Origin of the sequence: Polaribacter marinaquae (genome assembly GCF_038019025.1) — a bacterium.
In the GTDB taxonomy this organism is placed as follows: domain Bacteria; phylum Bacteroidota; class Bacteroidia; order Flavobacteriales; family Flavobacteriaceae; genus Polaribacter; species Polaribacter marinaquae.
The window spans coordinates 1,881,645-1,892,557 of record NZ_CP150496.1 but is presented as its reverse complement, the minus strand read 5'-3'; the positions used below and the strand labels follow the sequence as shown (position 1 = coordinate 1,892,557).

Annotated in this window: 7 protein-coding genes; 1 reads left to right on the top strand and 6 read right to left on the bottom strand. The window is 31.7% G+C overall.

All coding sequences use genetic code 11. The features are described 5' to 3' along the window. Positions 1-2 precede the first annotated feature (2 nt). The 6 genes from ruvA to WG950_RS08455 form a co-directional block, all read right to left on the bottom strand. A complete protein-coding gene (gene ruvA, locus WG950_RS08480) occupies positions 3-584 on the bottom strand; it encodes a Holliday junction branch migration protein RuvA (protein ID WP_079737899.1) in 582 nt (193 codons plus the stop codon). A 36-nt stretch (positions 585-620) separates the two neighbouring features. Further along, the gene (locus WG950_RS08475; RefSeq protein ID WP_077810799.1) at positions 621-2,903 is read right to left on the bottom strand and encodes an NADP-dependent malic enzyme; all 2,283 of its coding nucleotides are present in this window, start codon (positions 2,901-2,903) and stop codon (positions 621-623) included. 92 nt (positions 2,904-2,995) lie between these two features. Continuing rightward, on the bottom strand, positions 2,996-4,732 hold the full coding sequence (locus WG950_RS08470; protein ID WP_340931625.1) for a glycosidase: 1,737 nt from the start codon (positions 4,730-4,732) through the stop codon (positions 2,996-2,998). A 7-nt stretch (positions 4,733-4,739) separates the two neighbouring features. Continuing rightward, the gene (locus tag WG950_RS08465; RefSeq protein WP_079737902.1) at positions 4,740-5,681 is read right to left on the bottom strand and encodes a carbohydrate kinase family protein; all 942 of its coding nucleotides are present in this window, start codon (positions 5,679-5,681) and stop codon (positions 4,740-4,742) included. Position 5,682: 1 nt separating this feature from the next. Next, positions 5,683-6,981, bottom strand: coding sequence for an MFS transporter (locus WG950_RS08460; protein ID WP_340931622.1), 1,299 nt, complete (start codon positions 6,979-6,981; stop codon positions 5,683-5,685). A gap of 100 nt (positions 6,982-7,081) precedes the next feature. Further along, a complete protein-coding gene (locus WG950_RS08455) occupies positions 7,082-9,709 on the bottom strand; it encodes a TonB-dependent receptor domain-containing protein (RefSeq protein ID WP_340931620.1) in 2,628 nt (875 codons plus the stop codon). Between the two features lie 177 nt (positions 9,710-9,886). On the opposite strand from WG950_RS08455, the gene WG950_RS08450 reads away from it, so the two are divergent. After that, on the top strand, positions 9,887-10,912 hold the full coding sequence (locus WG950_RS08450) for a LacI family DNA-binding transcriptional regulator (RefSeq protein WP_079737905.1): 1,026 nt from the start codon (positions 9,887-9,889) through the stop codon (positions 10,910-10,912). The last annotated feature ends 1 nt before the right edge of the window (position 10,913 follow it).

Genomic DNA, 10,913 nt, shown 5'->3' with positions numbered 1-10,913 from the left:
GATTATAAACTTTTTAAGGCTAATTTTATAATTTTTTCTACAGAAGCATCTGTATGTTCTTTTAAAATTGCTGTTATTATTTTGTCTGATTGTTTTCTTTGAAAGCCTAAAACTTCTAAAGCAGATAACGCTTCTTCTTTGTTTGTATTGCTTACTGTTACAGAAACTTCGTCGATATCGAAAGTCTTTAAGATTTTATCTTTTAAATCTACAATAACTCTTTGGGCTGTTTTTGCCCCAATACCTTTTACAGATTGTATTAATTTTACGTTTTCTGATGCTATTGCTTGTTGTATTTCTTCCGAAGTCATAGAAGACAACATTGTTCTAGCAATGCTTGGGCCTACGCCAGATACAGAAATTAAGAATTTAAATACGGCTCTTTCTGTTTTATTGATAAATCCAAAAAGTGTATGCGCATCTTCCCTTATAGAAAGATGCGTATACAGAACTATATTTTCATCTGCAGGCAATGCAGAAAATGTATTTAGAGAAATATGAAGTAAATAACCAACACCGTTACAATCTACTACAACTTCGGTTGGGCTTTTTTCTACGAGTCTTCCTCTAACTTGTGTAATCATAAAATTATCTTTTTCAGGCTTCTAAAATACTACTTTTTATTTGTTGTTTCTTTTTTCTTTTTGTTGCGCATCTACAACAGCTAATGCTGCCATATTTACCATCTCATCTACACTAGAACCTAATTGTAAAATATGTACTGGTTTGTTAAAACCTAAAATTACGGGTCCAATAGATTCTGCGCCTTCTACTTGTTTTAATAATTTGTAAGTAATATTTGCAGATTCTAAGTTAGGAAAAATTAAAACATTTACTTTTTTACCATTTAATTTAGAAAACGGAAATTCTTTAGCAAGCATTTCAGAGTTTAAAGCAAAATCTGCTTGTACTTCTCCGTCGATAACCGTTTCTGGAAAGTGACGATGCACATAAGATACCGCTTCTCTAATTTTTTTAGAAGTTTCTGAAGTTGAAGATCCAAAGTTAGAGTAAGATAACATAGCAATGTTTGGTTTCATACCAAACATGTTTACAAACTTACCTGTCATTTGAGCAATTTTAGCCAATTCTTTAGCCGAAGGATTTTGGTTAATGGTTGTATCTGCTAAAAACAAAGGTCCTTGTTTTGTTAACATTAAATTACAAGCTGCAATTTTAGTAACATCCTTGTCTCTTTCTATTAACTCTAACATTGGTTTTACAACCGTTGGGTAAGGTCTAGAATATCCGGTAATTAAAGCATCTGCTTCACCTTCATTTACCATCATTGCTGCAAAATAATTACGTTCTCGCATTAATTTTTTAGCTTCAGAAAAAGTTCTACCTTTTCTTTGACGTGTTTTCCAGTAAGCTTCTCCAAAACGGATTCTTCTTTCTTTTTCTTCGTCTGTTTTAGGATCTATAATTTGCACATCTGCAGTAAAACCGATTTCTTCTTTCAGTTCTAGAATTACTTCTTTTCGTCCTAATAAAATTACTTTTCCTAATTTTTCTTCGTGAACTCTTTGTGCTGCTTTTAAAACATCTAAATGATCTGCCTCTGCAAAAACTACACGCTTAGGGTTGCTTTTTGCTCTGTTATGCAAAAGTCTAATTTCTTTACTTCCAGAACCCGAACGTTCCATTAATTCTTCTCTGTATCGATCCCAATCTGAAATTGGTTCTAGAGCAACTCCAGAATCCATTGCTGCTTTTGCAATTGCTGGTGGAATTTCATAAATTAATCTTGGATCAAAAGGTTTTGGAATGATGTATTCTTTCCCATAAGTTAAGCTTACTTCATCATACACAATATTTACCTGTTCTGGTACAGATTTTTTTGCCAAGTCTGCTAATGCATGCACTGCGGCAAGCTTCATTTCTTCGTTAATTTTTGTAGCTCTTACATCTAAAGCTCCTCTAAAAATAAAAGGAAAACCAAGTACATTGTTAACTTGATTAGGATGGTCTGATCTACCCGTTGCCATAATTATATCTTTTCTTGTGGCTATGGCAACATCATATTCTATTTCTGGAACAGGGTTTGCCATTGCAAACACAATTGGGTTTTTTGCCATTGATAAAAGCATTTCTGGCGAAACGATATTCCCTTTTGATAAACCAATAAATACATCAGAATCTTGCATTGCTTCTTCTAAAGTATTAAGGTCTCTGTCGGTTGCAAATTCTTCTTTTTGAGAAGTTAAGTTACCTCTATCTTTTCTAATAACCCCTTTACTGTCGCACATTACAACATTTTCTCTTTTTACACCTAATTTTAAGTATAAACGAGTACAAGAAATTGCAGCGGCACCGGCACCATTTACTACAATTTTAACTTTACTAATGTCTTTTTCTGTAATATCGATGGCATTTTTTAAAGCAGCTGCAGAAATTATTGCAGTACCATGTTGGTCATCATGCATTACCGGAATGTCTAACTCTTCTTTTAACCTTCTCTCGATTTCAAAAGCTTCTGGAGCTTTAATATCTTCCAAATTAATTCCTCCAAAAGTAGGAGCAATTGCCTTAACCGTTTGTATAAATTGATCTACGTCTGTAGCGTCTACTTCAATATCAAAAACATCAATATCTGCAAAAATTTTAAAAAGTAATCCTTTACCTTCCATTACAGGTTTAGAGGCGTCTGGGCCAATATCACCCAAACCTAAAACTGCTGTACCATTAGATATTACAGCTACTAAGTTTCCTTTTGCAGTATATTTATAAACGTTATTTTTATCTTTTGCAATTTCTAAACAAGGTTCTGCTACACCAGGAGAATACGCTAAAGCTAAATCGTGCTGTGTTGCGTATTTTTTTGTAGGAACAACCGCAATTTTTCCTGGTTTTGGTTTTGCATGATATACTAAGGCTTCGTGTCTTTTTCTAGAATCACTCATATAATATTTGTTTGCTTGTTTAAGCATACAAAGATAGGGTTTTCAATGAAAGACCATATTAAATAACAAAGAATAATCGATTCTAGAGTTGTTTAAAAAACCAGTTCTGTAATCTTATTGTTTTCTGAATAATTTATAGAAAAATTTAAAGAACTTAAATTTGCAGATAATCTTGCAAACTCATTCTTGTTTGTCCATGTAATTTCTAATTCATTTTCTTTGGAAGCACTACAAGATATTTTACCTAAAAAAGCGCTAGAAGTATTTCTTAAACGCATAAGTTTAAGTTGGTTTTTAACAATATATTTTTTTAAGCCTTCTTCGATGTCTTTATTTGAAAGCGTTGTTCTGTTTATTTCTTTATGACCACCGCTTCCGCCTTTATCTGCTGCAGCATAATTATTTTTACCAGCAAAAATATCTAAATACCAGACCTGAGGAATACCAGGCATAAATAATTGAATTGCTCGAGCTAATAATAATTTTTCTTCACTTTCGCCTAGAGCGCTAAAGAATGTTGCATTTATTTGGTAGTAAGATATTTTTTTTCCTGACGGATCATATAAATTTTTCACTCTTCCGCCTCTGTCCATAATTGTATTCATTATAGTTTCGATTTCGGCGTCTTTTAGTAAACCTTTATTGTAATTACCGTTAACTTCTTTTCCTTTTAAATCTAAAACAGGTATACCGTCATGACAACCTAACATGTTAACGGTTTTATAATTTTTAGTTATAATTTCGTCTATCCAAGTTAAAAGCGCTTTGTTGTTTGCTTTTTCTAGGGTGTGAATCATTAAACCAGGTAAGAAAAAATCATAAATTTGGTAGGATTCTTTTGCAACTTCATCATGTAAATTTAAACCATATTCTGCATGAATTTCTGGTAATAAAATAAGGTCGTTTTTTTTAGCAATTTCATTAATTCTGTCTAAATATGTCCAAGTGCCAGGTTTGTTAAAAAAATTTGTTTGTCCTATTTCTTTGTGTAAATAAGCAAAAGCATCTAATCTTAAAATTTTACAACCAAAACTTTTAACTTTGGCTAAAGTTTCTTCGTAAAACTGCCAAACAAGTTCAGATTTTGCATTCACATCCATTTGACCTAAATAGGTTGCTTTTTGATTAACAAAGTTTAAAACATCATTTTTAAACTCATTAAAATCATCAAAATTAATAGTTGATAAATCTTGATTAGCTTCTAATGCTGTGTTTATTTTTTCTGAAATTATTGCAGCCTTGTTTAAGGGTAAACTAGTGATTTTACATATTTCTTCAGAAGAAATTTTATGATATGTTATGTCTTGATAAAAAGTGTTCCAATAAGGTTTTTTAGTGCCGTCTGGAAAAGGAACCTTTAATATTGGAAGTCCAGATTTTCTCATGAACAATTTATCTAAAAATTCTTTTTTAGGAATTATTATATCATCTTCATTTTTTGTTCCGTTACCTTCCCAAAAAGAATTCCAATTGATAAAAAAGTCTTTGTATTTAGATTTTTCTCCGTTTTTTAATAAATCTTTAAATTGAGGTGAAGCTACAGATAAATGATTTAAAACGATATCGAATTTTAGCATTATGTTTAGTTCTTCTAAAGCTTTTAAATCATCTTTAGAAACCAAATTAGTGTTTAAATTGTAATCGATTATAGAGAAACCTCTATCTAAATCGCTATTAAAAAATGTGGGTAAAATGTAGAATAAAGAGAAAACATCTTTAAACTCTGGCATTTTAAGCATATTAATAGTGTCTGCTAATTTCTCTCCAATACTATCCGGGTATGCGTTTAACATAACTCCGTTAAAAGTTTTATTTTCTTCTAGCTTCATTTGTTTATTATTCTAAAAGTTTAGATAAAATATTAATGTTGTCTGGTAATCTACCTACGTTTTGTAATTTTAATGCCGCAAGTTGTAATGCTACTTTTAAACACTCTTCTATTGGTTTTTCTTTTATGTAAGCAAATAAAAAGCCCGACCAAAAAGCATCTCCTGCACCCGTTGTATCCATTACTTTGTCAACTTTAATGGCAGGTAAAGCAATTACTTTTTTGTTTTTTTGAGATAATTTTACACCGTCTTGACCTAAAGTTAAACAAACTGTATCTACATTTAAATCATGAAAAAACTTAAATATTTGATCATGAGGAAGTTCTTTTTCAAAAAGTCGTAGCATATCATCTTCGCTAATTTTTATTAACGGATTTAATTTACAGTAAGCTTCAATCACTTTAAAAGCTTGATCTCTACTTTCCCAAAGTTTCTTTGCGTAATTTAAATCGATGCTTAATTTACAACCTAATTTATATGCTTCTTCTGCTTTTTTTAGAATTGTACTTTGTGCAGGTTCTTTACTTAAAGCAAAACAAGTAGTATGAAATATTTTTGAATCTGATAATGTTTCTTTGGATATTTGATCTTTAGTAATATATCTGTCGGCATCTCTAAAAGGTATAAAATCTGGCGTTCCTTCAGATTTTGAAACAAATATTACACTTGTAGGTTTGTTTTCTAAAACCTTTATATTTTCTATATTAACACCAACTTCTTTTAATCTTTTAAAAATGTATTCGCCAAAACCGTCGTTACCAACGGTAGAAACCATTACTGGTTTAAGCCCTAATCTTGCTGCATTCATTGCTACATTTGTAGGCGAACCACCAAGATATCTATGGTAGTCTCTTGTATTGTTAATTAAAACACCTGTTTGATGACCAATAAAATCTACTAGTACTTCACCAACACATAAAATGTCTATATTTCTATTATTGTTCAAAATTTTATTTTTTTAAATTGCTTTTACTTTTAATAAAAAGCGTAAAAATTGCACTGATAATTAGTAAAACGCCTGCAAAGGTTATTGCATTTCGAGGATCGTTATTTAAAAAGTTTTTTAAGATATAACCAAACGATAATGTTTGAATTATCATTGGAATTACAATCATCATGTTTATAATGCCCATGTAAACGCCATACCTTTCTTTAGGAATATCTGCAACTACCATTAAATAAGGAATACCCATCATGCTTGCCCAACCAATACCAAAGCCTGTTATTGCAAAGAATAATAAATTTTTATTTTCGATATGCGGGAATGCTAAGAAACCAATTGCTGCAATTATTAAACAGAAAGCGTGTACTTTTTTAGGACTGAATTTTTTAGCAAAACCAACCAATGCAAATGCTACTAAAAATGTAACAACGTTGTACCAACTATTAACTAAACCTGTCCAGCTTACAGCTTCGCTGTAGGCTTCTTTGTTTTCTGGAGTCGCATTCCAAACAGAAAGGGCAACACTTTTAGAAGAATTTTGCCAATAACAAAATAAAGCATACCATTGAAATAAATAAACCAATGCTAACTGCCACATAACTTTTGGCATGTGCTTTATTGCAGAAAATATTTCTATTAGCGGTTCTAAAATACTTTTCTTTTCTCTTAGTTTTTGTAGCTCTTCTTCTGTTGGCGGAATTTCTTTAGTTTTTTTAATACTCCAAAGAATAGTTGCTATAGAGCAAACAGCACCTAAGAAAAATGAAGCGTAAACCCAGGTTGGTAATGCGCCAGTTGTTCCTATAAATATTAATGGAAAAATAAATAGAGATAAATTGGCCAAAACTTGTCCTAAACCTGTAAAAAAGCTTTGCATTTGAAAGCCTAAAGGTTGTTGTTCTGTGTTTAATTTATCGGCGATTAGTGCTCGATAAGGTTCCATTGCGGTGTTGTTACCAGCATCTAAAATCCATAAAAGGCCGGCTGCCATCCAAAGAGAACTACTAAAAGGGAAAGCAAATAATGTTAGACTACACAAAATTGCGCCAATTAAAAAATAAGGTTTTCTTCGTCCGAATCTCGGGCTCCAGGTTTTATCACTTAATGCTCCTATAATTGGTTGTACTAATAAACCTGTTACAGGACCAGCAAGATGTAAAATTGGAATTTGATCTGGACTTGCACCTAAAAAATCGTAAATTGGTGTAACTGCACTTTGTTGTAAGCCAAAACTATACTGAATTCCGAAGAATCCAACATTCATGTTTAATATTTGCCAAAAACTTAGGCTAGGTTTTTTTAACATTATGGTATAATTTTTAAATGATTTTTTAAAATAAGAAGAGGACCAACAGAATGTACGTTGGCCCTTTTCTTAATAACCAAACTTACTATTAACTCAAACTTTAAAAACTATATTGTAATGTCATTGTTGTAGAACGACCAGAAATTGTTCTTGCTGCAGCTAAACCACCAGCAATGTTACCGTTTCCTTCTACTTCTGTAACACCTATTGTATCAAATAAATTGTTAGCGTTTACACTTAAAGATAATCCTTTAGTTAAACTTACTTTTGCTACAGCGTTTATATATGCGTAACCTGGCATAACTAAATCGTTATCATCTTGAGCGTAAGATTCTGATGTGCCTAAAATTGTAATTCCTAATAAGTGTTGCTTACTGGTACCAAAAGAATATGTTGGCGCTAGATTATAAACAAAATCTGCTTGTCTTCTTGGTGTGTTTCCTTGATTTGCACCACCATCAATTTCTGCTTTTGTATAAGTAACAGAACCATTTATACCGAAGTTACCAAAACTTAATGCAGATTCAACTTCTAAACCTAATGCTTTAAATGGATTACCAACTGTTCTGTTTAATTCGTTACTAATACCTTCGTCTGTATTACTTACAAAACCAGTAACATTTAAAACTCCGTTGTTTAATCTCTTTTTTAAACCAACTTCGAATTGAGAAATTTCATCAAATTGAACATCTCCTAAACCATCTGTTCCGTAATTATTTCTATCTGCAGCTCTACCAGAAGCACCTTTACTATATCTACCAAAAACAGCAGTACCGTTGTTGATTTTATAATTTAAACCAGCAGAGTAAGAAACAAAATTATAATTGTCGCTAATTGCTTGTCCTGGGTTACCAGCTATAGTTGGTATTGTAGATTCAAAGTCACTAATTTCACCATCACTATCATAATCAAAACCGATTAAGTCTCCGTTTGCATCTAAATTACTTAATTGTCCAGAATTGATAGAACCATTAACATTAACGTTTTCGAAACGGATACTACCATCAAAATTTAATTTTTCATTAATTTCTGCATCTACACCTACATAAGGAGAATTTACATTGTGTACTGTATTGTATTTTCTTTGACAACAGTTACCCCAAACTGGCTGACCATATGAATAAGCACCACCTTCAGAAAATCCTTCGAAAATACCAAGTCTAGCTTTACCATCTCCTGCTACTTCAGAAATAGCAGAACTCCATTGCCAACCAATCTTTGTGTTTTGTGTTGCAGAAAACATACCAACTGTTACTCCTATATTATCATTAATTGCTTTGGTAACTTTTACATCGCTAAAAAAGTTGCTTAAATCTTCGATAGTAACATCAAAGTATCTAATATCTTGCGCTAATCCGTTTGCAGGATTAAATGGTGTGCCGTCTTTATAAGTTAAAGCACCAGTTGCACCAGAAGCACCTCTAACTAAAGCTTCTATTTCTGCTACAGTACCAACGTTTGCTGTAAAAGGAGCATTCCATTGACCAGAATTGTTAGAATATCTTGCTTTACCGTTTACTTTCCAATCATCACCTAGATCAAAAGAGAATTCTGCACCAATTGCCGAACTTACTGGGTTGTTACCGCTTCTCATATCGTTTTGAGTAGGATTCCCATCGTATACACTATATGTATTCTGGATATTTACAGAATGAGGAGAATCTGAAGTAATATCAAAACCAGGTAAGTTTCCAAAAGTTGGGTTTGCATTTGTACCCGTTAAACTTACTGGCATTGGCATATACATAACTGTTTTATCGTTTAAGTATTTAAAATAAGTACGTACATAACCGTTTTTAAACTCTTTTGTTATATTGGCTTTAATTTGACCACCTTTATTACCTTGGTAACCAATGTTTCTTGGTCCTTCGCCAACTCGCATAAAACCACCAACATGATAATACAATCCTTCGCTAATAGGTGTACCATATTCAAAATCTAATCTACTAGATTGAAAGTCTAAACCATAAGTTGCACCGATTGTACCGCCTTCTGTTCTACCAGTTTTACTAATCATGTTTATAATACCAGCAGGACCATTAGAAGTTTGTGTAGAGGCAGAACCACCTCTAATTGCTTCAACTCTACCTACATTAGAATCTATACGTAAAAAGTTATCTGCATTACCAAAAGAAGTATCTCCAAATAGCATTAATGGAAGACCGTCTTCTTGTAACTGTAAATATCTAGATCCACCAGAAGAAACTGGTACACCACGTACATTAAAGTTTGCATTACCTTCTCCACCAGAAGATTCTGCACGAATACCAGGTATGTTTCTAAAAAGTTCACCAGCAGATCTTGGCGAAGCTTGTTCTATTTGTTTAATACCAACTGTAGAAACAGAAATACTAGATTCTATTTTAGATTTTGGGTTAACAACACCAGTAACTATAATTTCATCTAATGATTGTGCATTTTCTACGATAACGATGTTTAAAACAATTTTAGGAGAATTAAAATTAACTTCTTTTGTAAAATTGTCGAAACCTAAAGAAGAAGCAACTAATGTATAAACACCTTCTTTAATATTTTTAATTTCATAATTTCCATCAAAATCCGAACTTGTTCCTATAGTGGTTCCTTTTAAAATGATGTTTACACCAGGAATTAATTCTCCGTTTTGGTCTTTTACTGTTCCAGAAATACTAGATTGTGCTAATAATGTAGATGTCCCTGCTAGGAATAACATTAAAAGTAAACCTTTAAGATTTGTTAGTTTTTTCATTTTTTTGATTGTGAATTTAATAATTAGTTAATCATTTCTTAAGTAAAGTTAAATTTTAACCCAATTTTTTTATCAAATTAATAAATCGAAAACGTTTTCGATTTACCGAAAACGTTTTCGATTTATTTAATTGCTTATATTTGAGTACTAATTTAATTTAAATCAACAGATTAAGATTTGGTAACATTAAAAAATATTGCAGAAGAGTTAGGTATTTCTATCACAACGGTGTCAAAAGCATTAAAAGAATACCCAGATGTTAGTGAAAAAACAAGAAAACTAGTTAGAGAAACCGCGGCGTTGTTAAATTATCAGCCAAATTCTTTTGCGGTGAACTTAAGAACTAAAGAATCTAAAACTATAGGTTTAATTATTCCGGTGGTTGTGCATCACTTTTTTTCATCTGTAATTAAAGGTATTATAGCGCAAGCAGAAAAAAAGGGTTATTTGGTTATTATTCTGCAATCAAACGAATCGTATGAATTAGAACAAAAACAAATCGATTTACTACTTAGAAAAAGAGTTGACGGAATTTTAATTTCATTAGCGAATGAAACATCCGACTTTTCACATTTAAATAAAGTTATAAATCAGCAAACACCTATTGTGATGTTTGATAAAATAGCTAAAGTTGTAAAATGTTCTAAAGTTATTATTGATGATCGAAAAGCTGCTTATACTGCAACACAGTATTTGATAGATATAGGTTGTAAGAAAATTGCTCACTTTAGAGGTCCTTTGCTTCCTCAAAATTCTATTGATCGATTTTTAGGATATAAAAAAGCGTTGTTAGATAACGATTTAGAGTTTGATGTTTCTTTGGTTTACACCTGTGAATGTGGTGATGCGAGTTTTGAAGAAGGAAAAGCCAATGCAAAACAACTTTTAAAAGATCATGATGATGTTGACGGAATTTTTATAAACACAGATTTAGTTGCAATTGGTGCTATGAAAGAATTTAACGATCGAGGCGTAAAAGTGCCAGAAGATATAAATATTGTGGGGTTTAGTAATTGGTTTATGGCTTCGGTGATATCACCAAGCCTAACAACTATAAATCAACCAGGATTAGAAATGGGTAAAAAAGCGTTTAAATTACTTTTTAAAGAAATTAAAAGTAGAAAGGCAAATAAGTTGATAACTCATAAACAAGTAGTTTTAGATACAGATTTAGTAGTTAGAGATTCCACTAAAAATAAATAAT